This window comes from Streptomyces sp. NPDC051286 (assembly GCF_044455345.1).
Classification (GTDB): Bacteria; Actinomycetota; Actinomycetes; order Streptomycetales; family Streptomycetaceae; genus Streptomyces.
In genome coordinates, this window is sequence record NZ_JBITER010000006.1 from 118,317 (window position 1) to 144,429 (window position 26,113).

Genomic DNA, 26,113 nt, shown 5'->3' on the forward strand with positions numbered 1-26,113 from the left:
CGCAAGGCAGGGCAACGTGACCCCGGCCGTCCGGTGCGGACCTCGTCAGCCGATCCGGCCGGCACCCGCCGCGGGCATTGCGCCGAAGCAGCGTGGTGCAAGGAATCCCGGGGCACTGAACACGCGCGTGAGGTCGTCCTGGATCCGCGGCGGCATCGCGGTCTCCACAAGGTGATCACGGACCCGCCGAAGCCGCCTCCGGTCATGTGCGCACCCAGTGCGCAGGCCTGGCTGCGCAAGCACACACCACCGGCACTCGTCGTCCGGGGCCATAACGACATGCTCTTCTGCCGAACCCGGCGCCCGCGCCTATCTGCGCGGTCTGCCCGACGCCGAACCGCACCTCTTCGACACCGGGCACTTCGCGCTGGAGGACCACCTCCCGGAGATCGCCCCGCTTGCGGCGGACTTCCCCGACCGCACCTGGGAGAAGGAGCTTCGGGTCGGCCCTTAGGCCCTGTCCAGTTCCTGCGCGATGCGGCGCGAGGGCCGGAACATGTAGAGGTCGAGAATGTCGGGGGCGTCCGCGAGGCCGGGGCCGCCCGCCTCGACCCAGGTGACGATGTCGGCGACGGCATCCGGGTCGTTGACCAGCCCGAGCCAGACCGGGCGGCCACCCGCCCGCCTGCCCTCGGCCGACGGCTGCACGACCATCACATTGGCCTGCTCGCACGCGTCCAGACATTCGACGGCCCGCACCGTGGCGACCTCGCCGAGCGACCGGCGCAGCGTGGCGAGCTGTCCGGCATGGTCCACGTCCGGGATCTTCGGCGTACCACAGCAGCAGCCGCGGCAGACGCTGACGGTGGGGCGGGGCGCGCCCTGGGCGGGCGCGGCGGCCTTGCGCGTGCGGCGGCTCATGCGGGAACGCTCCAGGTGGTGGCGCGGATGATCACCGTGGGACCCTATCGAGTACTCTCCGCAATCGAACACCTGCACCCCCTCTCTCGGCGGCCGAGTGAACCGGTGCGGTAAGGTGGGGGACTGCGAAGGGGAGTAGCCCCGCAAACCGGTCGTCGACACACTGGAACCCCCGGGTTCCCGGCGGCCGGGCTCGTAGATCATTACGGGCGGGCGAGACCTTCGGTCAGGTATGACACGCCCACACCCTGTGGGCGCTGCGGTCATGCCGGGCCGAGTGGTCCTCCGAAAAGCCCGAGTGGCGCTTCGCGGAAAGGCCCGGGCCCGGCTCTCACAGAAAGCCATCCGGAATGCATCTCGACCCCCTGGCGATCGTCACCGCCTTCGGGCTGATCTTCCTCGCGGAACTCCCCGACAAGACCATGTTCGCGTCGCTGGCCATGGGCACGCGCATGCGGCCGCTCTACGTCTGGTTCGGTACCTCGTCCGCGTTCCTCGTGCATGTCGCGATCGCCGTCGGCGCGGGCGGTCTGATCGGGCTGCTGCCCGACTGGATCGTCAAGCTCGTCTCGGCCGCCCTCTTCGGCTTCGGCGCGTTCATGCTGCTGCGCGACGGGGGCGGCGACGGCGACGAGGAAAGCGAAACCAGGACCGTGACCGGCTTCTGGCCGGTCTACTCGACCGCGTTCATGGCGGTGTTCATCAGCGAATGGGGTGACCTCACCCAGATCACCACCGCCAACCTGGCCGCCAGCAACGGCACCTGGTCCACGGCCATCGGGTCCGCGGCCGCTCTGATGTCCGTCTCGGCGCTGGCGCTGGTCGCCGGGCGCTTCATCGCCAAGCGGGTGCCGCTCAAGACGGTGCAGCGCATCGGTGGCCTGTGCATGCTGGGGCTGGCGATCTGGTCGGTCGTCGAGATATTCATGGCCTGAGAGCCTGTCGGGTGACCTTCGATCGGAAAGCGGACGCGGTCTGGTGCGTGCGGTTCCAAGGCGCTGGAAGGTCCTCGTAGCGGAGCTACTAGGGCATTTCGGCAACGCGGGAAGCGTGCGTGCCAGGGCGTGGCCGCCCGATCAGAGGTCACCCGACAGGCTCTGAGCCGGTTCCATGACGCAGCCACCACGAAGCCCGACGGCCGCCCCGTGCGTCCGCCGGGCTTCGGCGTGTCCAGGGCGTGTTTCGGAAGTCCCGCCTGCCAGGCGACGCCTGGGCCGCCCTACGGGCGGGCGACGCCGCTTCCGAAACACACCCTAGAAGAGTGCCGGTGCGTCGGCCTCCGTTCCGTTCTCGAAGGCCAGCAGTCGCTGCTTGCGGTCGAGTCCGCCGCCGTAGCCGGTGAGACTGCCCGACGCTCCGATGACCCGGTGGCAGGGGACGATGATCCCGACCGGGTTCTTGCCGTTGGCCAGGCCCACAGCGCGGGAAGCACCCGGCTTGCCCAGGTTTTCGGCGAGTTCCCCGTACGAGCGTGTCTCGCCGTACGGGATCGACCGGAGCTGTTCCCAGACGCTGCGCTGGAACGGGGTGCCGTCCAGCTGCAGGGGCAGGTCGAACTCCCGCAGCTCGCCCGCGAAGTAGGCGTCCAGCTGGCGGATCGTCTCCGTGAAGGGACGCGGGTCCGGGTCGCCGAAGGTTTCCTCGGGCGGGCGGTGTCGCTGCCCGGTCATATAGAGGCCCGAGAGGACGCCGTCGGTGGCGACGAGGGTCAATGGACCGTACGGGCTGTCGACGACCGTGTGCTGCCGGGTCGCGGCGCGTGTCGCAGTCATGAGTGAACTCCCTTATACGGGAAGGTGATTGATGGGGTGATCGTCGACGGTCCAAAGGTACTGGACCGCGTACGCCCGCCAGGGACGCCAGGCCGCCGCGCGTGCGGTCAGCGCCGCGGGGGTCGACGGGAGACCGAGTTCCTCCGCGGCCCGTCGGATGCCGAGGTCGGTGGGGAGGAAGGCGTCCGGGTCGCCGAGCGCTCGCATCGCGATGACCTCGACGGTCCAGGGGCCGAAACCTGGCAGGGTGATGAGTTCGGTCCGGGTCCTCTCCCAGTCGGTGTCGGTGCCGAGTTGCAGCGAGCCGTCGGCGAGAGCGCCGACGAGGGTCGTGAGGGTGGTGCGACGGCTGCGCGGCAGCGCGAGCTGCTCGGTGTCGAGCCCGGCGAGCGCTTCCGGAGTCGGGAAGAGGTGGGTGAGACCGCCCTCGGGGTCGTCGACGGGGACGCCGTGGGCGGTGACCAGGCGGGCCGCGTGGGTGCGGGCGGCAGCGGTCGAGACCTGCTGGCCGAGCACCGCTCGTACGGCGAACTCCGCCCCGTCGACGGTACGCGGCACCCGCCGCCCCGGCTCCTTGTCGACCAGCGGAGCAAGCAGCGGATCGGCCCGCAGCTGATCGTCGACGGCCACCGGGTCGGCGTCCAGGTCGAGCAGCCAGCGGCAGCGGCTGATGGCGAGGGTGAGATCGCGCGGGTCGGTGAGCGAGAGCCGGCACGCGATGTGGTCGGGGCGCGGAGTGAGGGCGACGATGCCGTGCCCGTACGGGAGAGCGAGCGTCCGGCGGTAGGCGCCGTCGCGCCACTCCTCGACGCCGGGGACCGCGGTCGCGGCGAGATGACCGAAGAGGTTGGAGGGAGTGAGCGGGGCCCGGTACGGCAGCCGAAGCGTGATCACTCCCGGCGTCGCCGGCGGTTTCGCGGACCGGGCGGCGCGGGTGCGCAGCTCACTCGGCGCGAGCGCGAAGACCTCGCGGACGGTGTCGTTGAAGGTACGGACGGACGAGAAACCGGCCGCGAACGCCACGTCGGCCATGGGGAGTTCAGTCGTCTCGATGAGCAGCCGGGCGGTCTGGGCGCGCTGGGCGCGGGCCAGGGCGAGCGGACCGGCACCCAGCTCGGCGAGCAGCTGCCGCTCGATCTGCCGGGCGGAGTAGCCGAGCCGGGCGGCCAGCCCCGGCACACCCTCGCGGTCGACGACCCCGTCCCCGATGAGTCGCATCGCACGGGCGACGGAGTCGGCGCGGGCGTTCCACTCCGGGGAACCGGGGCTGGTGTCGGGCCGGCACCGTTTGCACGCCCGGAAACCGGCCTGCTGGCAGGCGGCGGCACTGGGGTAGAAGGTCATGTTCTCGACCTTGGGCGGTACGACAGGGCAGCTCGGACGGCAGTAGATCCTGGTGGTCAGGACCGCCGTGAAGAACCAGCCGTCGAAGCGGGCGTCCTTGGACTGGACGGCCCGTACGCAGCGCTCGGTGTCGGTGTACATGGCTCAAGCATGAGCCACCCGACAGTGCCGGGCTGGCGGAAATCCGACATCAGCCTTCCGCTGCCAGGGCCTGTTCGAACTCCGTGTACGCATGTGCGTCGAACAGAGCGAACCGCACCTCCTCCACCGGAGCTCCCGCCTCCGCCAGGACCGTGCGAACGGCGATCCGCGCGCCGTCGTCCAGGGGCCAGCCGTAGATGCCGGTCGAGATCGTGGGGAAGGCAACGGTCCCCGCACCCAGCTCGGCGGCCACCCGCATTGCTTCCCGGTAACAGGAGGCCAGCAGCGCGGAACGGTCCTCGGCGCTGCTCCATACCGGCCCGACGGTGTGAACGAGCCGGGAACTCCTCTCCGTACTCGAAGCGAACTGAACCGCTCCGGATTTGTCAGAGGCGCGGAGCTGTGTCTGTGACCCGGGATTCTCGAGTGTGGCCAGGTGCGGGACCTTCTTGCCGGACTCGTCCTCGATCTCCACGGTGGTGATCTTGGCGTCGTGCCGCTGGCGGACACGCGACGGCCTCGTCACACGCAATGTGTACGCCGAGGCGCCGCCCAGAGGCGAGTACGAGCTGCCCCCGCTCGGGCACACGCTGCCGTCGCTGATTCATCGAAGCCGCGCCCGGATCCCGCCCGCCAGGACGGTCGGCACTGCGGTCCTGCCCTGAGGAATGCTGCCGGGCCCGTGCGTCACACAGCGACGTCGGCTTCGGCATCCGGGATCGACAGGGCCCAGGCGGCCATGGCCTCGAGGACGTCGCGCAGTCCCTCACCGACGGGGGTGAGGCGGTATTCGACGCGTGGGGGGATCTCCGCGTAGGTGGTGCGGGTGACGATGCCATAGGCCTCGAACTGGCGCAGTCGGCTCGTGAGGGTGTGCGGGCTGATGCCGGGCAGGGCATTGCGCAGTTCGGTGAAGCGGTGAGGGCCGTGCAGGAGTTCGCGCACGATGAGGGTGGCCCAGGGCCCGCTGAGCAGGTTGAGGAACCGGGCGACACCGCAGTCGGGCGGATGGGGGTGGGACATTTTTGGAGCATAGTCCATTAGTGCAGTTGATGTAACTGGCGCATTGCATGCACTAATGGGGACATGACCTACGTGATTCATGGCGCCACCGGCGCCCAAGGTGCTCCTGTCGTTGCCGCCCTCACTGCCGCGGGCAAGTCCGTCATTGCCTTGACCCGAAACGCGGCCGCTGCTGTACCCGGCGCGCAGGTGGTGGCCGTCGACTACTCCTCCACCGCGGACCTGACCCGGGCCTACCGCGACGCCGAGGGAGTGTTCGTCCACCTGCCCCTGGCCTCGGAAGAGGACCGCCTGGCTTATGCGCGCAACATCGTCGCCGCCGTCCGCGAGGCTCGGCCGGCCCGCGTGGTGTTCTCCACCAGCGGCGTCGACGTCCCCGAGACCGGTGATCCGGCCGAGAGCGCGGTCTCGACGCTGATCAACGGGCTGGCGGACAGCAAGGTGTCCTATGCGGTGATCGAGCCCCGGCTGTTCTTCGAGAACCTGCTCCTGCCGCCGGTGTTCGAAGCGGTCCGCGAGCAGGGCGTGCTGCGCTACCCGCTGCCCGCCGGCTTCCGCGTCTCCTGGTCCTCGCACCTGGACATCGCCGACGTCGCCGCCGCGCTGTTCGAGCGCCCGGATGTCACTGGTGTTGTCTCCGTCGGGCAGTACCCGGCGATCACGGGAGAGGAACTGGCCGGGGCATTCGCCAGCTGGCTCGGGCGGGACGTGGCCTACGAGGCGCTCACTCCCGACGCCTTCGGCGCATCCATCGCGCCCCTGATCGGGGAGGGCCCCGCCGCCGGCGTCGCCGCCAGCTACAAGGCCAAGAGTGCGCTGCCGGACCACTCGATCACAGCCGAACGCTCCGCCCAGGAGCTCCTCGGCATGACACCTCGGACCGCGAGCCAGTGGTTGGCTGACATCGGGCTCTGACCAAAATCGCCGACCGCACACCAGGTCAGAGAGACGAAAGGCCCAGGTCACGGAGCATGAACTCCGGTCCTGGGTCTTCGTTTTCCGATCGGCGCGGGCTCGCCGGCATGCAGCTCGTCGGCGCCGTGGTCGGCCTGGCACTAATGGCACTCAGCTTCATGCCCGGCCGGACGGCCGAAGAGCAACCGACCGCATGACACCGGCCTCGCAGGTGGTGGTGATCGGCGGCGGCCAGGCCGGCCTCGCCGCCGGCTACCGCCTGCGCGCCTCGATGATCTGGGTCAAAGACTTCACTCGGACCGTCGCGGCGCACAGGTGAAGGCAGGCGAGGCGGCTGAACGCCTCAGGGGATGAGGACGATCCGTCCGCGCAGGCCGCCTTCGGCCAGCCGTGCATGGGCCTCGACTGCGGCGTGGAGAGGGTAGGTCTGTGCGACGCGGGCCAGCAGCACGCCCTGGTCGGCGAGGCGGGACAGTTCGGTCAGCAGGGCGCCGTCGGCCTGCACGCTGAGGGCACCGACGCGGATGCCACGCTCGGAGCGGGGCTCCTGACCGGGCCACAGACCGGCGTAGGCACCGCCGTCACGGACGGCGGCGAGCGCGTCGGACCCCAGCCCCGCGGCGTCGAGGACACCGTCGAAGCCGGCCGGTGCGAGGGCCTGTCCGCGGGCCAGGAAGTGGTCGGCGCCACGGGAGATGAGGAATTCCTTGTAGTCGGCGGAGGCGAGCCCGGTGACCTCCAGTCCCTGCTGGTGGGCAAGTTCCACGGTGTGGGCGCCGACGCCGCCACCTGCTCCGGTGACCAGCAGGCTCTGCCCGGGGACGAGGGCGAGCAGGCGCAGCGCCTGGGCGGCGGTCGTCGTGTTCAGGGGCAGCGTCGCGGCGTGGGTGTCGTCGAGGGTCGTGGGAGCCGGCGCGAGGGTGTCGGCGTCCAGGACGACATAGTCGGCGTGGGTGCCGAGCGGCGTGTGGTGGCCGGTGGCCAGGGCGATGACGCGGTCGTCGGCCGACCAGGTGACGCCGGGTCCGACGGCGTCGACGGTTCCGGCGACGTCCCAGCCCAGGCCGATGCGCTCCTCGCCGCCGAAGACGCCGGAACGCATGGCCGCGTCCACCGGATTCAGCGCGGCTGCCGCCACCTTGATCCGCACCTGCCCAGGGCCTGGCATGGGTACCGGGTGCTCGGTGATCTCAACTGCGTCGGGCCCGCCGAAGCGGGAAACGGTTGCAGCGCGCATGGACATGGTTTTCCTCCTGAAGCGGCCGGAGCGCCGCCGAATATCTGGTGGTCACGTCTCGCTGGCGGGCGACAGCTTCGATCCTGCTGCCGGCGGGCCCTTTGAAGGAGCCGGGGCGGCATGCACAGGGCTGCTTGGGGTGCGCAGCGTGGTCGAGCCAGGGGCCTTCCCTATCGCACGCCCGTGACGTGGTTTCTTACCGTTGGTGCGTAACGCCATGATGAGTCAGAATGGAAATGCCCGCAAAAGGCACACGCGTGTGCGGAACGGGAAGGACAGGTGCGTCATGCACGACACGGCGATGGACGGGCGGGCCGCCGCATTGTCGGGCCCCTGCGCTCGCTGGCCGGTGGAGCAAGGCGAGACCATCCGGCAGATCGTGGAACGAGCCGGCGACAAGTGGACCGTGCTCGTGATCGGCACCCTGGAACACGGGCCCCTGCGCTACACCGACCTGCAGCGTTCCATCGCGGGGATCTCCCAGCGCATGCTCACGCACACCCTGCGCCAACTGCGACGCGATGGTCTGGTCACCCGAACCGCCTACCCTGAGGTGCCGCCGCGGGTGGAGTATGCACTGACCGATCTGGGCGCCACCTTGCTCGACGCCGTCACCGCGCTGATCGACTGGGCCGGCACCCACCACGACGAGATCTGCCAGAACCGCTCCCACTTCGACGAGGCAGCCGTGACAGGCTGACACGACAGCCGTGGGACGGCCCCCAAGAACCTGCGCGGTGCGGATAAAGATCTTGCCCGATCCTCCACCCGAGATTTCCGGGAGGGCTCTCGGTGCGGTGATGGGCAGCCAACGTTAACAACGCGGTAACGGCCTGGTGCACGATAGGGAGCCCGCTCGCTATCGTGCACCAGGCCGTAAAGGCCGACGCCCCCGCTTGGGACTCCGCCCTTACCGAACCCGTCTGACAGGGGGCTCAGGCGCGGTGGGTCAATCCGACCATGGTTTCCGTTAGCCGAGTTGCCGAACGAACGCCTCGTACGCACGGTCGTCGAAGAGGACGAACCGCACCTCTTCGACCGCTGTCGGTGTGTTCCGCACCGTCTCCACTGCAATACGAGCCGCATCGTCCATGGGCCACCGGTACACACCGGTGGAGATCGCCGGGAACGCGACCGTCCGGGCGCCCAGCTCGTCGGCTACGCGAAGCGACTCCCGGTAGCAGGAGGCAAGAAGCGAAGGATCATTGCCTGAAACCTGGTATATCGGGCCGACCGTATGGATCACCCATCGGGCGTCGAGCTTCCCTGCCGTGGTCGCTACCGCCTGGCCGGTCGGTAGCCCTTTTCCGTACTGCGAGGCGCGCAGCTCGTGGCAGGCGGCGAGGATCTCCGGGCCGCCACGCCGGTGGATCGCGCCGTCGACTCCGCCGCCGCCGAGCAGCGAGGAGTTCGCGGCATTGACGATGGCATCGACGGACTGCAGGGTGATGTCGCCGCGGACCAGGGTCACCGTGACATGCGGGGGTCTACGCATGCTCCCATCATGCCGTTCCCGGGGCTGCTTCGCGGGACGGGAGCTGCGCCGTACCGCGCGTTCACCTGCAGGGCGCCAGGTGTGCCGCATGACCGGCCGGGCAGGACGCCGGTGGCAGCCGAGGTTCGCGGGGCGGTGTGGTCGGGCGCCTTGCCGCGCAGCCTGTTCGGCCTGCCCTCAGGTCGCGCGGAGCCTGCGCCACACCGCCTTGGCCGCGTGGTGGCCGGACATCCCGTGCACGCCGGGCCCGGGCGGGGTGGCCGAGGAGCACAGGAACACCGCCGGGTGCGCCGTCGCGTACGGCACGCGGGCGAGCTTGGGCCGGATCACCGTCTGCAGACCGGCGAACGCACCGCACGCGATGTCACCGCCGACGTAATTGGCGTTGCGCGCGGCGAGTTGGGGAGGGCCTGCGACGGCGCGGGCGAGGACCAGATCACGGAAGTCGGGGGCGAACCGCTCCAACTGCCTCTCGATGACCTCGGTGGCGTCGCCCTCCCAGCCCGCCGGGACATGTCCGTACACCCAGAAGACGTGACGGCCCTCGGGCGCGCGGGACGGGTCGACCAGGCTGGGCTGTGCGGTGATCAGGAACGGCACGCTCGGGTCGCGGCCTGCCACGGCTGCCCGCATCGCGCTGTCGATCTCGCCTGCCGTGGGCCCGATATGGACCGTGCCGGCCCGCCGGGCCTCCTCCGCGGTCCAGGGGACGGGGCCCGACAGCGCATAGTCGATCTTGAAGCAGGAGGCGCCGTACCGGTAGTCGCGGTAGGCGCGGCCCAGTCCGGCGATCCGCGCGAGGGCGGTCGGCGAGGTGTCGAAGACATAGGCGCGGGCGGGCGGGAGTTCGTCGAGGCGCTTGACCTCCGTGCCGGTACGGATCGTGCCGCCCAGTTCACCTACGTACGAGGCGAGGGCGTCGGAAATGGCCTGTGAGCCGCCGCGCGGCACCGGCCAGCCGTTCTCATGGGCGGCGACGGCGAAGAGCAGCGCGATGCCGCCGGTCGCAAGGCCGCTGGTGGGGGCTATGGCGTGGGCGGCGAGCCCGGCGAACAGGCCGCGCGCCTTCGCACCCCGGAACCGGCGGGCGAGGAGCGTGGCGGGCTGGATCGCATCCAGCCCGAACCGGACCCAGCGGTACGGGTCGCGCGGCAGCCCGATCCACGGCGTGCGCAGGAAGTCCTCCGCGAGCGTGTCCCAGTGGCCGAGGTACGGGGCAAGCAGCCTTCGGTACGCCCCCGCGTCCTGCGGTCCGAGTGACATGGCGCTCTCCCCCACCGAACCGGTGAGCACGGCGGCGGAGCCGTCCGGGAAAGGGTGAGCGAGCGACAGCTCGGGCTGGAGCCACTCCAGGCCGTGCCGACCGAGCGGCATTCGGGCGAACGCGGGAGAGCCGATGCCCAGCGGATGCACGGCTGAACACGGGTCGTGGCGGAAGCCGGGGAGTGTGAGCTCCTCGGTACGGGCGCCGCCCCCGACCGTCTCCTGCGCCTCGAACACTTCCACGGAGAAGCCCCGGCGGGCCAGTTCGGCTGCGGCGGTCAGTCCGTTGGGGCCCGCCCCCACGACGACGGCATCGAGCATCGATGGCACCTTCGGACTCCTTCGTCAGCCGACGGCAAGAAACTCCAGGATATTCCGCTGCGCCGACAGCCGAACCGCGGGTACCGTCCGGGCCGATGAATACGGAATCGGCAGCGGAACGAACTCGCGCATCGATGGTCGACGACATGGCGGCCCGGCTGACCACGGTGTCCGGCATCCGGGCCGTCGCCCTCGGCGGCAGCCGCGCCCGTTCGACGCATCGCCCGGACTCCGACTGGGATCTCGGCGTCTACTACCGCGGGACACTCGACCTGGTCGCCCTGACCGCACTCGCCTCTCAGGCGCAGGGCTCCCCGGTGGAGGTGGCCGGTCCGGGCGGCTGGGGTCCATGGGTCAACGGCGGCGCCTGGCTGCGGGTGGACGGCACGGCGGTGGACTGGATCCTGCGCGACCTGGACCGGGTCGAGAGCGTCTGGTCCGACTGCGGTGAGGGCCGCTTCGAGGTGGGCGTCCAGCCCGGCCATCCGCTGGGCTTCTGGTCGCCCTGCTATCCCGGCGAGGTCGCCCTGGGCCGCGTACTGGCCGACCCCTACGGCGAATTGACGGAACTTCAGCAGCAGACGCGCGACTATCCAGAACCCCTGCGCAGGGCGCTCTGCGACGCCGCGTGGGAGGCGGACTTTTCCGTCATGGCGGCACGCAAGTCGGCGTCCTCCGGGGACACGCTCCATGTCGCGCTCTGTCTGTCACGGGCATTCGGGATTCTGGCCCAGGCCCTCCACGCCCACCACCGCACCTGGTGCCTGAACGAGAAGGGGGCGCTGGCCGCGGCCGCGCTGCTGCCGCAGACTCCGGCGGACTTCGCCGAGCGGGTCGGTGGGGCGCTGCGCGGCCTGGACTCGGCCGCGGTGGAGACGGCGGCGTCCGTGGTCCGCGACGTGCGGGCGGTTCTCGGGTGAAAAAGGGGTTCTGCCGGGGACCGGGCCCATTTTAGGATCCCAGCATGATCGCCGAACTTCAGTGCGTGGTGCTCGACTGCCCCGATCCCGTACGCCTGGCCGAGTTCTACCGGTCGATCCTCGGCGGCCGGGTGAACGAGCCGGACCGACGGTGGGCACTCGACGAGAACTGGGCGACGCTGCACACCGACGCCGGTCTCGTCCTGGCGTTCCAGCGGGTGGCGGACCACCGCCCGCCGCAGTGGCCGGACCCTGCGCGGCCCCAGCAGTTCCACTTGGACTTCGGTGTGCCCGATCTGGACGCGGCGCAGGCGGAGGTCGTCGCGGCGGGCGCGACCGTGCTCGACGACGGGGGCGGGGGCGGGGAGGCGGACGCGGAGCGGCCGTGGCGGATCTATGCCGACCCGGCTGGGCACCCGTTCTGCCTGGTGCTGCACCGGGTGGCGTAGCCGCTGCGGCCTCTTCTGGTGCCGCGGGTGTGCCGACCGGGCCACCGGACCCCGTTCCGGGCGGTACGTCGACCGGTTCACGGACACCACCGCCCATGAGCAGGCGCACGACCCGGTGGCCCGGGCCCGGCCCGCCGCGGTGACCCTCGCGCTCATCGCCTGACCGGGGCCGCCTGGGCAGGTCAGCCCCCGGCGCGCAGCGCCGCCAGGATCCGTTCGGCCGTCGCCTTGTCGCGCGCGGCCGTGAACGGCAGCTCGTTGCCCCCGGCGATGCGGAACGGGGCACCCGAGAGCGTGGCCTGGGCGCCGCCCGCCTCGGTGACCAGGAGCAGGCCCGCCGCATGGTCCCAGGCGTACTCCCAGCTGAAGGCGACCGCGTCCTGGTCGCCGCGGGCGACGGCCAGGTATTCGAGGCCCGCGGAGCCGCACGGACGGGCGTGGATGCCCTCGACGAACAGGCCCAGCAGGGCCCGCTTCTGGGCGTCGGTGGTGTAGTCGGGGTGCGACATCGCGACTTCAAGTGCGGCGCCGGGCGCGGGCGATCCGGAGCGTATCGGCTCACCGTTGAGCACGGCTCCCCGGCCGCGTACCGCGACCGCCATCTCGTTCAGGGCCGCGGCGTACGTCCAGGAGGCAAGGAGTTCGCCGCGGTGGGCGAGGGCGACGAGGGTGCAGAAGCCGGGCTCGCCGCGGACGAACTGGCGGGTCCCGTCGACCGGATCGACGATCCAGACCGGTGCGTCGCCACCCAGGGCGTCGTACACCTTCGGATCGGCGTGGACCGCCTCCTCACCGACGACCACCGAACCGGGGAGCAGCCGCGTCAGGGACGCGGTGAGGTGTTCCTCGGCAAGGCGGTCGGCGGTGGTGACGAGGTCGTGCGGACCGCTCTTCTCGACGATCTCGTGTGCGGCGAGCTGTCGGTAGCGCGGCATGATCTCGGCGGCGGCCGCTGCGCGGACCGCCTCCTCGACCTCGGTCAGGTCCCCGGCAAGGAAGTCATCGATCATGGCTCCAGCTAAGCACGGTCCACCGGGAACCCGACGACCTGGTCATGACGTGGAGGTGGCCGGTCAGCGACCGACGGCGTATCCCTGCATGCCGCGGGCGTTCGCGGCGGCGGAGAGCACCCCGGTCTCCGGATCGCGGGCGACGGCGCACATCCGCCCTTCCGACCACGGGTCGCCCACGGTGACGTCATGGCCCCGGCGGCGGAGCTCCTCGACGACCACCGGATCCATGCGCTCTTCGACGGTGACGCTGCCGGGCCGCATGCCACGCGGGAAGAACGAGCCGGGGAAGCTGTCGTTGTGCCAGTTCGGGGCGTCGATGGCACCCTGCAGGTCGAGTCCACCGCGTACGTCGGCGCGCAGGGCGACAGCGAGGAAGAAGTGCAGTTGCCACTGGTCCTGCTGGTCGCCTCCGGGGGTACCGAAGGCCATCACCGGGACGCCGTCGCGCAGGGCGAGGGACGGGGTGAGGGTGGTGCGGGGGCGGCGGCCGGGGGTGAGGGAGTTCGGCAGGCCCTCATCGAGCCACGCCATCTGGAGGCGGGTGCCGAGCGGGAAGCCGAGCTCCGGCACGATTGGGTTGGACTGCAGCCAGCCGCCGCTGGGGGTGGCGGAGACCATGTTGCCCCAGCGGTCGACGACATCGATGTGGCAGGTGTCGCCGCGGGTCGCGCCGTCCGCTGCGACGGTCGGCTCACCGGCAGCGGCGCCGCCCTTGGCCACGGTCGGCTCGCCGGCGCCCGCAGCCGGGATACCCATGGCGTCGAAGCCTGCCTCGCCCGCGGCGACGGCGTGCGCGTGGCCGCTGAGGACGGGGGTGCGGCCCCCGGGGCTGCCGGGGCGCAGCTCGTACGATGCCTCGTCGGTGATGAGCGCGCGCCGCTCCGCGTTGTACGGCTCCGAGAGCAGGATGTCGAGGGGGACCTCGGCGGCGTCGCCGTACCAGGCCTCACGGTCGGCCATGGCGAGCTTGCAGCCCTCGATGAGCAGATGCACGTACTCCGCGGAGCCGTACCGCGGAAGCTCGGCGGGGAGCAGGGCGAGCTGCTGCAGGAAGGCGGGGCCCTGGCTCCAGCCGCCGGCCTTGGCGAGCGTCCAGCCGTTCCAGTCGTACGTGGCGGGCGCCTCGTACGACGCGGACCAGCCGGCCAGGTCGGCGGCGGTGAGGGTGCCGGTGTGGCGGGCGCCACTGGTGTCCACGGTGGGCCGGGCGGCCTGGCGGACCAGGGCCTCGGCTATGAAGCCCTCGCGCCAGATCTTCCGGGCGGCGTCGATCCGGGCGGTGCGGTCGTCGCCGCCCGACTTCTCGGCCTCGGCGATCAGGCGGCGCCAGGTCGCGGCGAGTGCGGGGTTGCGGAACAGCTCCCCCGGCTTCGGGGACGTGCCGCCAGGGAGGTAGACGTCGGCGGAGGACTGCCATTCGGTCTCGAAGAGCTCGCGGACGCTCTCGACGGTCTGACCGATCTGCTCGACTGGTGCGTGGCCGTCCTCCGCGTATCCGATCGCGTACCGCAGCACCTCGGCAACCGACTTGGTGCCGTAGTCGCGCAGCAGCAGCATCCAGGCGTCGAACGCGCCGGGGACCGCGGCGGCGAGCGGTCCCGTGCCGGGGACGAGGTCGAGACCGAGGGAGCGGTAGTAAGCGACGGTGGCACCCGCGGGGGCCGGGCCCTGACCGCAGAGCACCTGCACGTCGCCGTCCTGGGGCGCCAGGATCATCGGCACTTCACCGGCCGGGCCGTTGAGGTGCGGTTCGACGACGTGCAGGACGAATCCGGCGGCGACGGCGGCGTCGTAGGCGTTGCCGCCGTCCTCCAGGACGGCCATCGCGGACTGTGAGGCGAGCCAGTGAGTGGAGGACACCATGCCGAAGGTGCCCTGGAGGGTGGGTCGGGTCGTGAACACAGGGCCTCTCACCTCGCTGTTTCCGGGCCTCGGCCAGTCCGCTTGGCGCTCAGGATCGACCCTGGGGAGAATCTGGGCATTCGGGCCAGAACCCTCCTCCATGTGCTCCCCAGCAGGCTATCAATCGCCCTGCGCCCCTTCTTCCCCACCTCTGACACGAAGGGGCCTGATACACGATCGGGTGACAAGGGAAGTTGTACCTGTGCGCGATCAGGGATGCCTTCAGCAGGAGGATCGTCGGCCACTCCATCGAAACAATCAGTTACGGCCTGGTGCACGATAGAGAGTGGATCAGCGAGCGGCGTCATGCGGCTTCGAATCCAAGGCGGAGGAGGGAGGCGACGCGAAGGGGGCCCTCCCATGCCTTCAAGGCCATGGGGGAGTCGTCGACCGATGACAACGCCGGAGGCGGAGTCGCATGACGCCGGGAGCCCGCTCGCTATCGTGCACCAGGCCGTTAGTAAGGCACCGTGTCACACAAGGTCTCAGCCCAGGCAGAGGCACCATACTTGTTCGCCGCGCGCACCGTGACGCAGATCTCGTCACCGGAGTACGGTCCCTTGATCGTGTAGCTGGTGCTGCCGGTTGAGTAGGTGACGTCGACGTTCTTCTTGGTGAAGTTGCTGCCCGTGTTGGTGTAGTGGATGTCGTACCTGGTCGCTCCGGAGATCGCCGACCAGCTCACCTTGATTGGCATGTCACACGCGCCAACGCAGGAGTTGGTGTACACGGCCTTGTAGCTCTTCATGGCGGGCGGCCGCGAGCCGGAGGACGAGCCGCCGGAGCCTGACGAGTTTCCGCCGTCCGAGCCCGTAGAGCCAGACGACCCCGTAGATCCGGACGCGCCGCTGGTTGCGGTGCCGCCGCTGACAGATCCGGTGTTGCCACCGGATGAACTGCCGCCACTGCCGGATCCGGCGTTGCCATCAGATGAACTGCCGCCGCTCTCCAAGACGTTCGGCCTACCCGGCCGCTTCTCGCCGCCCTGCCCCTTCTCGCCGTCCTCACCCTTGCCGTCGCCCCCGTCCTTCCGGTTTCCTCCCTTGGAAGGTGAACTGCTCGGGGCGCTCGGCAAGTTGCTTCCATCAGGAGTGGCGCTCGCGCTGCTGCCCGGTGACTGAGCTTGTGTTCCGTCCCCGCCGCCGCCCCAGAAGGGCTGGATCAGGAGGGTCGTGCCGCCGCCGACGGTAATGACGGCAACGATGGGCAGAACGATGAGCCTGTGGCGCCGGCGGGGCCGCTGTTCGTGCTCCCGCCGTCGCGTCGTGGTGTCGTTGTCCGCCGGGACGACTTCGGGAGGCCCGTCCTTCGGCCGCAGCCCGACGGTCGCCAGGTCCACGGGCTCCTCCCGCAGGGGCGCCGCCTCGGCGTCGAGCAGCCGCGCGGACTGCTGCGCGAGGTGCGCAACGACACCGGCAGGCAGCCAGGCACTGCGCGTAGCGCGGGGACGCGGCCGCCCGGCGTCATCCAACAGCTCGTCGACGTCAGGCCGTTGGTCGATGCCCTTCGTCAGGCACCGGGCGATGAGCGCCCGCAGCGCGGCGTCCTCGACACGCGTCAGGTCGGGCTCGCCCTCCACGATCTGGAACATCACCGCGTGCTGATTGCTTGCCCCCTGCCCGAACGGCAGCTGCCCCGTAGCCGCATACGTCAGCACGCACCCGAGGGTGAACACGTCGCTCTTGACCCCCGCGCGCTGCCCGCGAACCTGCTCCGGCGACATGAACCCTGGTGAGCCGATGACCATGCCCGTACTGGTCAACAAGGACTCGACGGACGTCTCGAGCGCCCGCGCGATCCCGAAGTCGATGACCTTCGTGCCGTCCACGGTGAGCATCACGTTGGAGGGCTTCAGGTCACGGTGCACGATCCCGGCGCCGTGAATGTCTTTGAGCGCCTTCAGCAACCCGTCGGCGAGGAAGTGCAGGGACGCGGTCGGTAACGGCCCATACAGCCGGACGACTTGCTCAAGCGAGAGACCGGGAACGTACCCCGTGGCGACCCACGGCGATTCGTCGCCCGGACCCGCGTCGAGCACCGGCGCCGTGTACCGCTCATCAACCCTTCGCGCCGCCTCGATCTCCCGCCGGAACCGCGCCCTGAACTGCTCGTCGGACACGTGCTCTTCGTGCACCACCTTCACGGCTACGGTCCGCCCGCTGTCCGACCGCGCGAGGAACACCCGCCCCATGCCACCGGCACCAAGCCGCCCGAGCAGCAGATACGGCCCGATGCGCGCGGGATCGCTCACGGCGAGCGGCTTGATACCTCCGTCGACGCTGTCGTCCCGCTCGTCGCGTCCGTCCCCGTTCGTACCGCTCATGATGGTGTGACTCCCCCGCTCTTCCCGCCTGGTCAACGGCGCATCTCGGTGAGAATAGACGCTGTTGATGTACCTGGTGAAGTTGAAGGACGCGTTGTACGAGCGAGGCGATTGTTACTTATCGTTTCATAATGAGGTTCAAAGTCTTCTCAAGCAGATAATGCTGCAGGCGAGTTGGAGCAGGCCGGGACGGAGGTCGAAGCGCGGCGAGCCCCTCGGCGCGACGGGCGAGCATATCGTGCGCTCGACCGGCGTACGAGGACCCGCCTCACACCGGCCACGTGCCGCCGGGAATCACGGCACGAGCGCCACCAGGTGTCCGCTGCCGCTGAGCGACGTCAGGTCGATGTCGGCCACGCAGCGGACCTGCACGTAGTTGAGCGTCAGTATCCCTTCCACGTGCACACTGCCGGTTCCCTCCACGAAGTCCCGCACCGACGACCCGCCGACCCGGGCGCTCGCCACCCGGCAGCGCCGGCTCACCGCGCTCATGACGCATCGCACGCCCGACACGCCCGAAGGGCTCGGCGTGCTGCTGCGCGGGCTGCGGGAGTGCGCGTCGCCCCTCTCCTGCGGTGGCCCGACGGATGACCTGGCGCTCGCCGCCCGCGCTCTGCGCACCGCGCTGAGCGGCGCCGACCAGGCCGCCGCGGTCGCCGACGCCCATCAGGTCCTGCGAATCGGGCGGCCGCGCGCCGCGTGGGCACGGCGCGGCCCGCACCATACAGGTACCGCCGACCGGGCCGAACGGGGAAGTACCGCTCCGGCGAGAGGCAGTTGACGGGACGGCGCCCCGCCCGCCGACCCCCTTCCCTGCACCCGGATGTGGCCGGTGCGCCGTGGCAGACTACGATCATGACTGAAGCAGTGAAGGGCCCCGCCAGCTACTTTCCGTCGATCGAGAAGACGTACGGTCGGCCGATCTCGGAGTGGAAGGACCTCATCGGGTCCTCGCCCCTGACCAAGCACATGGAGCTGGTCTCCTGGCTCAAGGCCGAGCACGGCCTCGGCCACGGCCACGCCAACGCCCTCGTCGCGCACACCCTCGCGGAGGGCAAGGGCAAGTAACAGCGCCGTGATCGCCGGAACGGCTCGACACTTGCCGTAGGCGAGCATGGCGCGGTTCGCCAGGGCACGGCGGGCGGTGGGCCGGGTTCATCGAGGGCATGCGGACGTCGTGCGGCCCGCGCAAGGCGATGAAGTGACGCACAGTGTGGTGTAGTTGGGCCGCCCGTCGATCCTCTGAGCTTGATTCGAACCAGCGGTGTTCAAGCGTGGTCATGCGGGACTTGGGTTCGTGAGGTGCGCTTGAGCTGTGTGATGATGCACCAACAACGACCTGCCTGGGTGGGACGGGTGCGTCAGAAGGGACGAGAACGCGTCGTGGGCAAGGACGGGGCGTCCATACCGGACGAGGAGTGGGAGCGCTTCCTGCGGGAGGCCGAGGCCGGGACGCAGGGCGCGCCGGAGGAGCCGTCGGCGCGGGCCCGGATGGTGGCGCGGCGGATGCGGGAGGAGACCGGCCCGCCGGAGGGGTGGCGGATTCACCAACCGGTCCGGCGGCGACAGGGCAAGGGCTGGTACGTGGTCGGTCTGCTGGTCGTGGTCGGCTTGCTGGTCGTGGCGCTGGATCCGGGGCGGGTGGCTGGATGGTTCGGAGGCGGAGGCGGCGGCGGCGAGAGTGGCCCCCTCGCCGCTGAGTCGGAGCGCCCGGATCACCCGCCGGCGACAGTGGCGGCAGCTCAACTGCCCACGTTGGAAGAGCCGTTCAGGGGGTCGCCAGCGGCGCGGTGGGCCGACGGGACGGCGGGGATCAGCCTTCCTGCGGCACGGGCGGCCGGCTGGATGAGCAAGGAGCAGGTCGCGCAGGCGCTCGACGGGACCCGGGACTTCCTTGTCGCGTCCAGCCTGGATCCTGATGTGCTGCGCGGGGAGCGGCCCACGAAGGCGATCGCGTTGATCAATCCGCATCAGCAGGATGTCCAGGACTACCTGTCGACCACGTTCCGCGCGCCCAGCCGGGAGAACGATCCTCTGCTGCTGTTCAGCCGATTCGCGAAATCGAAGGTGCGGCTCGTCGGGAACGTGGTCAAGGCACGAGGACGGATCACGTACCGGGAAGGTAGGCGCGGTGCGGTCGAGGTGACCACCGATGTCACGTACGTCTATCCGGTCGTACGTGCCGCATCGGGAAGCGATGAAGTCGCGCGCACCATCGTGCGCCGCGAGGTCGTGATGAGCTGGGACGACCCGGCGAAGGTGGTCATCGAGCCGGGGACGTTCTCCCTCGTCTCCTACAATGTGGACACCACCAACGGAGGCTGTGACACCTTCACCGGCTACTTCACCCCCGAGTTCAGCGCCGAGTTCAGCGCCGAGCGCGCAGTCACGGGCTCGGGAGACGGCCCCGAGGTCGACCCGTACGACCGGAGCACGTCGATGGACGCGCGCATGCGGGAGGCCGCGGAAGCGGGGTGCGGGACCGCCACACGGACTTAGCTGACTGGCCTTCGTTCTTACCGCCGGACAGGCTGGCGACGCACCCGCCTTCATGCACGTGATGGCCCGCCTGCGCGTTCCTCGATGGCGAGGACGGCGGCCGGGGCCTGTGCCAGAACGTCCTCCGGCCACTTCAGGGTTTCGTCCTCCAGGAAGCCCTCGTCCTTGCCCGGCACCGAGGAGTCGCACAGCGCGGTGACGAGCCCGGAGGTGCGGTGCACCAGGTTCACAGGCGCTGCCCGAGGACGGCCGAGCAGTCCTGGCCTGCGCGCCCAGCGCGCTCGGCGTCGGCGAGCCAGTCCCGGGTCGGAGCGGTCAGGCCAAGGTCGGTCCCACTTCCGATGCCGCTTCAGCGGCATCGGAGCTGCGTAGCCGCTCGTCACGAGCGAGCATTAAAGTGCGATGCGAGGTATGTGCGCGTCCATCCGGATGTCGGAGCAGCAGGCTCAGGGTCCACGCCGCGCGCTGGAAGGGAACGAAGCCGTGCATGGCGAGTACAAGGTGCCCGGCGGCAAGCTTGTCGTCGTAGATCTGGACGTCGAGGAAGGCGTACTGCGCAACGTGCGCGTCGCCGGGGACTTCTTCCTGGAGCCCGACGAGGCGATCCTCTCGATCAACAGGGCCCTGGAGGGCTCCCCTTCTTCGACGGACGCCGCAGGCCTGGCGGCCCGGATCACGGCGGCATTGCCGGAGTCGACCGTCATGCTTGGACTGTCCGCGGAGGGCGTCGGCATCGCCGTTCGGCGAGCCTTGGCCCACGCGACCGAGTGGAGCGACTACGACTGGCAGCTGGTGCACATGGAGCCGCAGGCTCCGGCCCTGCACATGGCGCTGGACGAGGTCCTCACCGCCGAGGTGGCTGCCGGGCGACGGGCCCCCACGTTGCGGGTCTGGGAATGGGCCTCGCCTGCTGTGGTCATCGGCAGCTTCCAGTCGCTGCGGAACGAGGTGGACCCCGGAGGCGCGGCGAAACACGGAATGACCGTGGTACGCCGTATTTCTGGTGGCGGGGCCATGTTTGTAGAGCCCATGAGTACGATCACCTACTCTCTGTCCGTGCCGGAGTCGCTGGTGTCGGGCCTCTCCTTTGCCGACAGTTACGCGTACCTCGACGACTGGGTCCTGGGCGCACTCGGCGACATGGGCATCAAGGCCTGGTACCAGCCCCTCAACGACATCGCCACCGACGCCGGCAAGATCGCTGGTGCCGCCCAGAAGCGGATGGTCGGCCCTGACGGTGGTCCTGGAGCCGTCCTGCACCACGTGACCATGTCGTACGACATCGACGCCGACAAGATGCTTGAGGTCCTGCGTATCGGCAAGGAGAAGATGTCCGACAAGGGCACCAAGAGCGCCAAGAAGCGCGTCGACCCGCTCCGCCGCCAGACCGGCCTCGCCCGGGAGCAGGTGATCGAGAACATGATCGCCTCCTTCCGTAACCGCTACGGGCTGACCACCGGCGACGTCACAGCGGAAGAGATGGCCCGGGCGGAGGAGCTGGTGCGGACGAAGTTCGCCACCGAGGAGTGGACCGCGCGAGTGCCGTAAACACCCCGCCGGGTGCCATGTGGCACCCGGCGGGAGCAGGCGCTTGCCCATGATCACGCAGACTCGTCGTGTCTTCCTCGTCCGACCTTGGTGGAACCGCGCAACACCATCACGTACTCGGCACTGCTTCGTGAGATCGGCCCCCGGCCGCGGGAGCTTCCGGGCCGGTGATTCCGTCGGGCGACCCGGAACGTCTCAGAGGTGCGGGTCCCGCGGCGCGACGAGACCCGACTCGTAGGCGAAGACGACGAGTTGGGCCCGGTCACGGGCGCCCAGCTTCGTCATCGCCCGGCTGACATGAGTCTTCGCGGTGAACGGACTGATCACCATGTGCGCGGCGATCTCCTCGTTGGTCAGCCCCCGTGCGGCCAGCGCACTGACCTCGCGTTCGCGCCGGGTCAGGGTCTCGAAGCCGGGGGCCGTGGCCCGGTCGGGCGGCCGGGAGACGAACTCGCCGATCAGCCGGCGGGTGATGGCGGGCGACAGCAGCGCGTCGCCGCGGGCCGCGACACGGATGGCCTGGAGGAGTTCGGCGGGCTCGGTGTCCTTGAGAAGGAACCCGGCGGCCCCGGCGCGCAGCGCGTCGAAGACGTACTCGTCGAGCCCGTAATTGGTGAGGATGACGACGTGGACACCGGCCAGCAGCGGGTCGGCGGCGATCTCGCGGGTGGCCTCGATGCCGCCCATCACCGGCATCTGTACATCGACGAGGGCAACGTCCGGGGTGTGGTGGCGAGCGAGTTCCACTCCCTGACGGCCGTCGGACGCCTCACCGACCACTTCGATGCCGTCCTCGGCGTCCAGCAGGGCGCGGAATCCGGCCCGCATCAAGGCCTGGTCGTCGACGATCAGCACCCGGATCGTGTCGTGGTGGTTCATAGTGCGGTTCCCGTTGTCCGCAGGGGCAGTTCGGCACGTACGGAGAAGCCGCCGTCCGGGCGTGGTGCGGCGGCGAGGGTGCCACCGAGTGCCCTGACACGCTCGCCCATGCCGGTGAGGCCGGTGCCCGGGGTGACGGAATCGCCGGGGGCGCAGGGACCCTGATCGTCCACGCTCACGGTCAACACGTGCTCCCCGTAGAGGAGTTCGACGGTCGTCCGGGCGCGGTCGGCGTGCCGGGCCACATTGGTGAGTGCTTCCTGCACGATGCGGTAGGCGGCCCGGTCGACGTCCGACGGCAGGGTGCGTTCGACGCCGGTGACGGTGACAGACAGTGCGATGCCCGCGGTGCGGGCCCGCTCGGCCAGCTCGTCCATGCGGTCCAGCCCCGTACCCGGCTCGACCACATCGGTTCGAAGCACCTCCAGGGTCGCTCGCAGCTCCCGCATCGCTTCGCCGCTCGCCTCCTGGATCGCGAGCAGCGCGGGCTCCACCTCGCTGCCCCGCTTGCGGGCCAGGTGAACGGCAACCCCGGCCTGGAGCTTGACGATCGAGATGGAGTGGGTCAGCGAGTCGTGCAGTTCCCGGGCGATCCGCAGCCGCTCCTCCCCTGCCCGGCGCAGCGCCGCCTCGTCGCGGCTGCGTTCGGCGTCGAGCGCCCGCTGCTCGGTCTGGCGGAGGTACGCCTGCCAGTTCTTGTCGATGAGTCCGGTGACCCCGGCGCAGAGGAACCAGCCGAGCAGCAGCAGGGTGCGCTCGACGGTGTCCTGTGCGCCTGGTGCCGCGACGATCAGGACCGTGAAATACCCGGCGAGGAAGAGGGCGCCGGCGGCGATGCCCCACAGGCGGTGTCCACTGCGTGCCGCCGCATGCACGGCGGCCAGCACGGGGAACGCCGCCCAGCTTCCGGGGTGGGCGTGCACGACGTACCCCAGCATGGAGACGGTGGTGACGGCGAGCACGGCGCGCGGCGCCCGCCGGTGCCCGGCGAGTGCCAGGGCGCCGCCTGCGACGAGCAGCAGGTCGAGCGTGTCCGGCCTCGAGGCGGCGCAGGCAGCGGCGAGGACCGCCGCGCCGATCGCGACGGCGAGTGCGGTGTCCAGCAGGTGAGTCCGCCGGTCGATGTCCCCCTGCATGAGCCGCACCCTAACTCCGCCCCGACAGCGTGGTCATCATCCTGCGGGACGGACTCCGCGCTACTCCCGGGGCAGTAGTCGCGGCCACCGCCGGTCGGCCGGGACCATCCTCAACTGCCTTCGGGTGTACGACGACCGGGCACCGTTCGACGGGTGAGCATCGTCTCCATGACCGGACCCTTTCGATACACCTCACCCGCACCACCGAAGTCGGCAGCCGGAGTCGTCGCCGATGTGTACGCACAGCTGGCCACCGACTTCGGTATCGACCGCGCCGCTACCTTTGTCGTGCTGTCCGCCGCGCCGCCCCTGCTGGCCGGCACCTGGGCCGTCATGCGGGAGTCCCTGCTGGCTGGGCAGGCGTCGCGCACCGGAAAGGAGGTAGTGGCCGCAGGGGTTTCGCTCGCCAACCGGTGCCCGTTCTGCGTCACCGCGCACACGGTGCTCCTGCATGCCACCGGCGACCACGCCCTGGCCGAGAGAATCGCCCGCGGCGAGCAGCCCGAAGACCCAGGACACCGTCAACTGCTGGCGTGGGGAAAGGACATGAGCACGCCGCAGCCTTTCCCGTCCGGGCAGGCGCCGGAGTACATCGGCACCGCGCTCGTGTTCCACTTCATCAACCGGATCGTGTCCTCCCTGCTGACCGAGGACATGCTGCCCGGGGGCGCCGAGAAGTACCGCCTGGTACGGAGCGTGGCGGGCCGCTCGCTGGCCCGTACGGTCCGCCGCGAACTTGTCCCCGGCAAGAGCCTGGCCCTGCTCGAGACAGAGGGGCCGGCGCCCGAGTGGGCGGCGGAGACCCCGATCGGCACCGCGTTCGGCGCGCTGCGCGCGGCGGCGCACCTGGGCGCGGGGCTGCTCAGCGACGAGGACGCCGCGCTGGTAAGGGCGTCGGTGGCGGCCTGGGACGGCGTCACGCCGTTCCCCCTGCACGGCGAGGAGCTGCCGGACCGGGCGGAGCGGCCGGGGGCACGGCTTGCGCTGCTCGCGGCGCGTGCTCCGTACCGGATCACGGACGAGGACGTGGCGGCCTGGCTGGCTCCCCCGTTCACCGATCACTGTCTGGTTCATCTGATCGCGTTCGGCGCGATCTGCGCCGTCGAACGCATCGAGGCCACCCTGACCACAAGGACCGAGGAGCACGCATGACCGTCACCGACGCGTGGAACGGACCGATCGGCCTGCACTGGGCCGACCATCCGGAGAACGCCGTCGCGGAGGCCATGGCCTCGCTCTCGGACCCGGAGCGCGTCCGCAAGGTGCTGGGCGCGGCGGGCTTCGAGGAGATCGGTATCGCCTCCGTGACGGCCACGACCTGCTGGGGGCGGGACGCGGCGGACGCGGTGGACTTCTTCGTCTCCCGTACGCCGGGGCTCGCCGTCTCCGACACCACTCGGGCCTCGATGACAAAGACCCTGCAGCCGTACGAGACGGGGGAGGGCGTGCTGCTGAGGTCGGGGGTGTGGGTGGTCGGCGCCCGCCGCCCGCTCTGACCGGCGGTGCGTCAGGCGCCCTCGGAGGCCGGAGGCCGGTGCTCGTACCAGCGCTGATCGGCCTCCAGCTGGGCGGCGAGGGAGATCAGCAGCTCCTCGCTGCGGGAGGGGCCGAGCAGCTGGGCACCGAGGGGGAGCCCGTCGGCGGTGAAGCCGGCCGGCACATTGATGCCGGGCCAGCCCAGCACGTTCCACGGCCAGGCGTACGGGCACGCCTCGGTGATCGCCACATCGGTGCGCCAGGCGCTCAGACCGTCGAATGTGCCGATCCGGGGCGGGGGCGCGGCGGTCGTGGGGGTGAGCAGTACGTCGAACCGGGCTCCCACCCGGGGCGCGTGGAAGAGCGCACCGATCCTGCGCTGCTGGCGCACCTCCCGGGCCCGGGCCGCCCGCACCACCCGGCCCCCGAGCCGGGTGCCGGTGCGCAGCGCGCTGCGGGTGCGCGGGTCGAGGAGGGCCGGTTCGGGGTGGAGTGCGGCAAGTTCGGCGATCCCGGCCGTGGCACGGGGGACGAAGCCGAGACCGATCAGCCCGTAACGTGGCCTGGCCTCCTCGACCTGATGGCCGAGCCGGGCGAGCGCCTCGGCGAGTGCGGTGACAGCCCGTCGCACGTCGGGGTGGGGGGCGGTACGGGTGAGGGTGAGCGGGGGCTGCCACGCGAGGGCGATCCGCAGCCGGCCGGGGTCGCGGCCGGCTGCGGCGGAGGCCGCGACGGGCGGGGGCCGGTGCAGGTCGTCGGGGTGAGGTCCGGCGGCCGCGTCGAGCAGCAGAGCGGCGTCGGCGACGGTGCGGGCCAGCGGTCCGTTGACGGTGAGCCCCTGGAAGGCGTCGTGGTGCGGGTGGACCGAGATGCGGCCGCGCTGCGGTTTGATGCCGACGAGATGGGTCCAGGCGGCGGGGATACGGACGGACCCGGCGCCGTCCGAGCCGAGGGCGGCGGGCACCAGCCCGGCGGCCACGGCCGCGGCGGAACCACCGGACGAGCCGCCGGGGGTGTGGTCGGTGTTCCACGGGTTACGGGTGGCACCGAAGGCGGGTCCTTCGGTGAAGGGCCACTGTCCGAGCTCGCAGGAATTGGTCTTCCCGACGATCACGGCCCCGGCGGCGCGGAGCCGCCGGACGGCCTCGCTGTCGGTGGTGGCCGCGGGCAGGTCGCCGCGGCAGCCGAAGTAGGTGGGCATTCCGGCGACATCGGTGTCGTCCTTGACCGCGACAGGCACCCCGAGCAGGGGCAGCCGCTCCCCCGCGGCGAGGCGCCGGTCGGCTTCGGCGGCCTCCGCGAGCGCTTCGGTGGCACGCAGGTGCCGGAAGGCGTTGAGAGTGCTCTGGCTCGCTTCGATGCGTTCGAGGGCGGCGGACACCTGCTGGGTCGAGGTGGTCCGGCCGTCGGCCAGCTCGCGTGCGCTGTCCGCCAGTCCGGTCGAATCCGTGAACTCTGCTGAGGACATGGGCTGTACGCCTCCCGGATTTCGGCGCATGCCTGCGCCTTCCGAATCTGTCCGCCCAAGCGAACTTACTGGAGGGTAACGAGTAGTGGCCAGTCCACTCAACCGTTCAACGGGTGGGAGTGTCAGTT

29 protein-coding genes and 1 pseudogene are annotated in these 26,113 nt (G+C 70.6%); 15 read left to right on the plus strand and 15 right to left on the minus strand.

The features are described from left to right. Positions 1-217 precede the first annotated feature (217 nt). On the plus strand, positions 218-454 hold the full coding sequence (locus ACIBB8_RS08860) for a hypothetical protein (protein WP_398949891.1): 237 nt from the start codon (positions 218-220) through the stop codon (positions 452-454). On the opposite strand, the gene ACIBB8_RS08865 is transcribed toward ACIBB8_RS08860, so the two are convergent. Then, complete coding sequence (locus tag ACIBB8_RS08865) at positions 451-861, minus strand: (2Fe-2S) ferredoxin domain-containing protein (RefSeq protein WP_398949893.1); 411 nt, start codon at positions 859-861, stop codon at positions 451-453. The genes ACIBB8_RS08860 and ACIBB8_RS08865 overlap by 4 nt on opposite strands. 350 nt (positions 862-1,211) lie before the next feature. Here ACIBB8_RS08865 and ACIBB8_RS08870 point away from each other — a divergent pair, with 350 nt between their 5' ends. Beyond that, positions 1,212-1,796 carry a TMEM165/GDT1 family protein gene (locus ACIBB8_RS08870; RefSeq protein WP_398949895.1) on the plus strand — a complete coding sequence of 195 codons (585 nt, stop codon included), beginning with the start codon at positions 1,212-1,214 and terminating at the stop codon, positions 1,794-1,796. Between the two features lie 318 nt (positions 1,797-2,114). Here ACIBB8_RS08870 and ACIBB8_RS08875 read toward each other — a convergent pair whose 3' ends face one another. Genes ACIBB8_RS08875 through ACIBB8_RS08885 form a run of 3 tightly spaced genes read right to left on the minus strand, consistent with a single transcriptional unit; the run spans position 2,115 to position 4,644 of the window. Continuing rightward, positions 2,115-2,633 (minus strand): methylated-DNA--[protein]-cysteine S-methyltransferase, encoded by a 519-nt coding sequence (locus tag ACIBB8_RS08875; protein WP_398949897.1) that lies wholly within the window; start codon positions 2,631-2,633, stop codon positions 2,115-2,117. A 12-nt stretch (positions 2,634-2,645) separates the two neighbouring features. Beyond that, on the minus strand, positions 2,646-4,118 hold the full coding sequence (locus ACIBB8_RS08880) for an AlkA N-terminal domain-containing protein (protein WP_398949900.1): 1,473 nt from the start codon (positions 4,116-4,118) through the stop codon (positions 2,646-2,648). Between the two features lie 49 nt (positions 4,119-4,167). Next, the gene (locus ACIBB8_RS08885) at positions 4,168-4,644 is read right to left on the minus strand and encodes a macro domain-containing protein (RefSeq protein WP_398949902.1); all 477 of its coding nucleotides are present in this window, start codon (positions 4,642-4,644) and stop codon (positions 4,168-4,170) included. Here ACIBB8_RS08885 and ACIBB8_RS08890 point away from each other — a divergent pair. Further along, complete coding sequence (locus ACIBB8_RS08890; RefSeq protein ID WP_398950102.1) at positions 4,598-4,783, plus strand: winged helix-turn-helix transcriptional regulator; 186 nt, start codon at positions 4,598-4,600, stop codon at positions 4,781-4,783. The genes ACIBB8_RS08885 and ACIBB8_RS08890 overlap by 47 nt on opposite strands. Before the next feature lie 22 nt (positions 4,784-4,805). On the opposite strand, the gene ACIBB8_RS08895 is transcribed toward ACIBB8_RS08890, so the two are convergent. After that, complete coding sequence (locus ACIBB8_RS08895) at positions 4,806-5,141, minus strand: winged helix-turn-helix transcriptional regulator (protein WP_398949904.1); 336 nt, start codon at positions 5,139-5,141, stop codon at positions 4,806-4,808. Positions 5,142-5,204: 63 nt separating this feature from the next. On the opposite strand from ACIBB8_RS08895, the gene ACIBB8_RS08900 reads away from it, so the two are divergent. Together ACIBB8_RS08900 and ACIBB8_RS08905 are read left to right on the plus strand one after the other, a co-directional pair. Beyond that, positions 5,205-6,056 carry an SDR family oxidoreductase gene (locus ACIBB8_RS08900; RefSeq protein WP_398949906.1) on the plus strand — a complete coding sequence of 284 codons (852 nt, stop codon included), beginning with the start codon at positions 5,205-5,207 and terminating at the stop codon, positions 6,054-6,056. A gap of 193 nt (positions 6,057-6,249) precedes the next feature. Further along, positions 6,250-6,375: a hypothetical protein gene (locus ACIBB8_RS08905; protein WP_398949909.1), complete on the plus strand. Its 126-nt coding sequence runs from the start codon at positions 6,250-6,252 to the stop codon at positions 6,373-6,375. A gap of 24 nt (positions 6,376-6,399) precedes the next feature. On the opposite strand, the gene ACIBB8_RS08910 is transcribed toward ACIBB8_RS08905, so the two are convergent. After that, positions 6,400-7,293 (minus strand): NADP-dependent oxidoreductase, encoded by an 894-nt coding sequence (locus tag ACIBB8_RS08910; RefSeq protein WP_398950104.1) that lies wholly within the window; start codon positions 7,291-7,293, stop codon positions 6,400-6,402. A 286-nt stretch (positions 7,294-7,579) separates the two neighbouring features. Between ACIBB8_RS08910 and ACIBB8_RS08915 the strand changes: the two genes are divergently transcribed. Then, positions 7,580-7,993: a winged helix-turn-helix transcriptional regulator gene (locus tag ACIBB8_RS08915; RefSeq protein WP_398949911.1), complete on the plus strand. Its 414-nt coding sequence runs from the start codon at positions 7,580-7,582 to the stop codon at positions 7,991-7,993. Positions 7,994-8,263: 270 nt separating this feature from the next. On the opposite strand, the gene ACIBB8_RS08920 is transcribed toward ACIBB8_RS08915, so the two are convergent. Next, on the minus strand, positions 8,264-8,788 hold the full coding sequence (locus ACIBB8_RS08920) for an O-acetyl-ADP-ribose deacetylase (RefSeq protein ID WP_398949913.1): 525 nt from the start codon (positions 8,786-8,788) through the stop codon (positions 8,264-8,266). 177 nt (positions 8,789-8,965) lie between these two features. After that, complete coding sequence (locus tag ACIBB8_RS08925) at positions 8,966-10,381, minus strand: phytoene desaturase family protein (RefSeq protein ID WP_398949915.1); 1,416 nt, start codon at positions 10,379-10,381, stop codon at positions 8,966-8,968. Positions 10,382-10,467: 86 nt separating this feature from the next. Between ACIBB8_RS08925 and ACIBB8_RS08930 the strand changes: the two genes are divergently transcribed. Both ACIBB8_RS08930 and ACIBB8_RS08935 read left to right on the plus strand, forming a co-directional pair. Next, entirely contained in the window at positions 10,468-11,292 is an 825-nt protein-coding gene (locus tag ACIBB8_RS08930) for a DUF4037 domain-containing protein (protein WP_398949917.1), read from the plus strand. A 44-nt stretch (positions 11,293-11,336) separates the two neighbouring features. Then, positions 11,337-11,741 carry a VOC family protein gene (locus ACIBB8_RS08935; RefSeq protein ID WP_398949919.1) on the plus strand — a complete coding sequence of 135 codons (405 nt, stop codon included), beginning with the start codon at positions 11,337-11,339 and terminating at the stop codon, positions 11,739-11,741. A 182-nt stretch (positions 11,742-11,923) separates the two neighbouring features. Here the strand turns inward: ACIBB8_RS08935 and ACIBB8_RS08940 are convergent, their stop codons facing one another. From ACIBB8_RS08940 to ACIBB8_RS08955, 4 genes are all read right to left on the minus strand, one after another. Beyond that, positions 11,924-12,751 carry an inositol monophosphatase family protein gene (locus ACIBB8_RS08940; protein ID WP_398949921.1) on the minus strand — a complete coding sequence of 276 codons (828 nt, stop codon included), beginning with the start codon at positions 12,749-12,751 and terminating at the stop codon, positions 11,924-11,926. 63 nt (positions 12,752-12,814) lie between these two features. Beyond that, on the minus strand, positions 12,815-14,656 hold the full coding sequence (locus ACIBB8_RS08945) for a gamma-glutamyltransferase family protein (protein ID WP_398949923.1): 1,842 nt from the start codon (positions 14,654-14,656) through the stop codon (positions 12,815-12,817). A gap of 457 nt (positions 14,657-15,113) precedes the next feature. Continuing rightward, complete coding sequence (locus tag ACIBB8_RS08950; RefSeq protein WP_398949925.1) at positions 15,114-16,979, minus strand: protein kinase; 1,866 nt, start codon at positions 16,977-16,979, stop codon at positions 15,114-15,116. 294 nt (positions 16,980-17,273) lie between these two features. After that, positions 17,274-17,471: a hypothetical protein gene (locus ACIBB8_RS08955; protein ID WP_398949928.1), complete on the minus strand. Its 198-nt coding sequence runs from the start codon at positions 17,469-17,471 to the stop codon at positions 17,274-17,276. Between ACIBB8_RS08955 and ACIBB8_RS08960 the strand changes: the two genes are divergently transcribed. From ACIBB8_RS08960 to ACIBB8_RS08980, 5 genes and pseudogenes are all read left to right on the plus strand, one after another. Continuing rightward, the gene (locus ACIBB8_RS08960; RefSeq protein ID WP_398949930.1) at positions 17,470-17,760 is read left to right on the plus strand and encodes a hypothetical protein; all 291 of its coding nucleotides are present in this window, start codon (positions 17,470-17,472) and stop codon (positions 17,758-17,760) included. The genes ACIBB8_RS08955 and ACIBB8_RS08960 overlap by 2 nt on opposite strands. A 74-nt stretch (positions 17,761-17,834) precedes the next feature. Continuing rightward, positions 17,835-18,047 carry a DUF4287 domain-containing protein gene (locus ACIBB8_RS08965; protein ID WP_398949932.1) on the plus strand — a complete coding sequence of 71 codons (213 nt, stop codon included), beginning with the start codon at positions 17,835-17,837 and terminating at the stop codon, positions 18,045-18,047. 315 nt (positions 18,048-18,362) lie between these two features. Further along, positions 18,363-19,478, plus strand: coding sequence for a hypothetical protein (locus tag ACIBB8_RS08970; RefSeq protein WP_398950106.1), 1,116 nt, complete (start codon positions 18,363-18,365; stop codon positions 19,476-19,478). A 4-nt stretch (positions 19,479-19,482) separates the two neighbouring features. Further along, positions 19,483-19,590, plus strand: a pseudogene (locus tag ACIBB8_RS08975) (IS5/IS1182 family transposase); the annotation flags it as partial. A 371-nt stretch (positions 19,591-19,961) separates the two neighbouring features. After that, positions 19,962-21,026: a biotin/lipoate A/B protein ligase family protein gene (locus ACIBB8_RS08980; RefSeq protein WP_398950108.1), complete on the plus strand. Its 1,065-nt coding sequence runs from the start codon at positions 19,962-19,964 to the stop codon at positions 21,024-21,026. Positions 21,027-21,221: 195 nt separating this feature from the next. Here ACIBB8_RS08980 and ACIBB8_RS08985 read toward each other — a convergent pair whose 3' ends face one another. Beyond that, complete coding sequence (locus ACIBB8_RS08985) at positions 21,222-21,905, minus strand: response regulator (protein WP_398949934.1); 684 nt, start codon at positions 21,903-21,905, stop codon at positions 21,222-21,224. Continuing rightward, positions 21,902-23,041: a sensor histidine kinase gene (locus ACIBB8_RS08990; protein ID WP_398949936.1), complete on the minus strand. Its 1,140-nt coding sequence runs from the start codon at positions 23,039-23,041 to the stop codon at positions 21,902-21,904. The genes ACIBB8_RS08985 and ACIBB8_RS08990 overlap by 4 nt, the downstream gene beginning before the upstream one ends. A gap of 168 nt (positions 23,042-23,209) precedes the next feature. On the opposite strand from ACIBB8_RS08990, the gene ACIBB8_RS08995 reads away from it, so the two are divergent. Together ACIBB8_RS08995 and ACIBB8_RS09000 are read left to right on the plus strand one after the other, a co-directional pair. Continuing rightward, on the plus strand, positions 23,210-24,193 hold the full coding sequence (locus ACIBB8_RS08995) for a carboxymuconolactone decarboxylase family protein (protein WP_398949939.1): 984 nt from the start codon (positions 23,210-23,212) through the stop codon (positions 24,191-24,193). Continuing rightward, positions 24,190-24,537, plus strand: coding sequence for a hypothetical protein (locus ACIBB8_RS09000; protein ID WP_398949941.1), 348 nt, complete (start codon positions 24,190-24,192; stop codon positions 24,535-24,537). Before ACIBB8_RS08995 ends, ACIBB8_RS09000 begins: the two co-directional genes overlap by 4 nt. Before the next feature lie 11 nt (positions 24,538-24,548). On the opposite strand, the gene ACIBB8_RS09005 is transcribed toward ACIBB8_RS09000, so the two are convergent. Further along, on the minus strand, positions 24,549-25,985 hold the full coding sequence (locus tag ACIBB8_RS09005) for an amidase (RefSeq protein ID WP_398949943.1): 1,437 nt from the start codon (positions 25,983-25,985) through the stop codon (positions 24,549-24,551). Positions 25,986-26,113: the final 128 nt, after the last annotated feature.

Excerpts from the sequence above, each read along its gene's own strand:
- ACIBB8_RS09005 (WP_398949943.1), bottom strand. The coding sequence starts at position 25,985 with ATGTCCTCAGCAGAGTTCACGGATTCGACCGGACTGGCGGACAGCGCA.
- ACIBB8_RS08920 (WP_398949913.1), bottom strand. The coding sequence starts at position 8,788 with ATGCGTAGACCCCCGCATGTCACGGTGACCCTGGTCCGCGGCGACATC.
- ACIBB8_RS08960 (WP_398949930.1), top strand. The coding sequence starts at position 17,470 with ATGACGCATCGCACGCCCGACACGCCCGAAGGGCTCGGCGTGCTGCTG.
- ACIBB8_RS08985 (WP_398949934.1), bottom strand. The coding sequence starts at position 21,905 with ATGAACCACCACGACACGATCCGGGTGCTGATCGTCGACGACCAGGCC.
- ACIBB8_RS08895 (WP_398949904.1), bottom strand. The coding sequence starts at position 5,141 with ATGTCCCACCCCCATCCGCCCGACTGCGGTGTCGCCCGGTTCCTCAAC.
- ACIBB8_RS08965 (WP_398949932.1), top strand. The coding sequence starts at position 17,835 with ATGACTGAAGCAGTGAAGGGCCCCGCCAGCTACTTTCCGTCGATCGAG.
- ACIBB8_RS09000 (WP_398949941.1), top strand. The coding sequence starts at position 24,190 with ATGACCGTCACCGACGCGTGGAACGGACCGATCGGCCTGCACTGGGCC.
- ACIBB8_RS08995 (WP_398949939.1), top strand. The coding sequence starts at position 23,210 with ATGACCGGACCCTTTCGATACACCTCACCCGCACCACCGAAGTCGGCA.
- ACIBB8_RS08915 (WP_398949911.1), top strand. The coding sequence starts at position 7,580 with ATGCACGACACGGCGATGGACGGGCGGGCCGCCGCATTGTCGGGCCCC.
- ACIBB8_RS08930 (WP_398949917.1), top strand. The coding sequence starts at position 10,468 with ATGAATACGGAATCGGCAGCGGAACGAACTCGCGCATCGATGGTCGAC.
- ACIBB8_RS08865 (WP_398949893.1), bottom strand. The coding sequence starts at position 861 with ATGAGCCGCCGCACGCGCAAGGCCGCCGCGCCCGCCCAGGGCGCGCCC.
- ACIBB8_RS08910 (WP_398950104.1), bottom strand. The coding sequence starts at position 7,293 with ATGCGCGCTGCAACCGTTTCCCGCTTCGGCGGGCCCGACGCAGTTGAG.
- ACIBB8_RS08875 (WP_398949897.1), bottom strand. The coding sequence starts at position 2,633 with ATGACTGCGACACGCGCCGCGACCCGGCAGCACACGGTCGTCGACAGC.
- ACIBB8_RS08880 (WP_398949900.1), bottom strand. The coding sequence starts at position 4,118 with ATGTACACCGACACCGAGCGCTGCGTACGGGCCGTCCAGTCCAAGGAC.
- ACIBB8_RS08990 (WP_398949936.1), bottom strand. The coding sequence starts at position 23,041 with ATGCAGGGGGACATCGACCGGCGGACTCACCTGCTGGACACCGCACTC.
- ACIBB8_RS08950 (WP_398949925.1), bottom strand. The coding sequence starts at position 16,979 with ATGAGCGGTACGAACGGGGACGGACGCGACGAGCGGGACGACAGCGTC.
- ACIBB8_RS08870 (WP_398949895.1), top strand. The coding sequence starts at position 1,212 with ATGCATCTCGACCCCCTGGCGATCGTCACCGCCTTCGGGCTGATCTTC.
- ACIBB8_RS08935 (WP_398949919.1), top strand. The coding sequence starts at position 11,337 with ATGATCGCCGAACTTCAGTGCGTGGTGCTCGACTGCCCCGATCCCGTA.
- ACIBB8_RS08905 (WP_398949909.1), top strand. The coding sequence starts at position 6,250 with ATGACACCGGCCTCGCAGGTGGTGGTGATCGGCGGCGGCCAGGCCGGC.
- ACIBB8_RS08940 (WP_398949921.1), bottom strand. The coding sequence starts at position 12,751 with ATGATCGATGACTTCCTTGCCGGGGACCTGACCGAGGTCGAGGAGGCG.
- ACIBB8_RS08900 (WP_398949906.1), top strand. The coding sequence starts at position 5,205 with ATGACCTACGTGATTCATGGCGCCACCGGCGCCCAAGGTGCTCCTGTC.
- ACIBB8_RS08955 (WP_398949928.1), bottom strand. The coding sequence starts at position 17,471 with ATGAGCGCGGTGAGCCGGCGCTGCCGGGTGGCGAGCGCCCGGGTCGGC.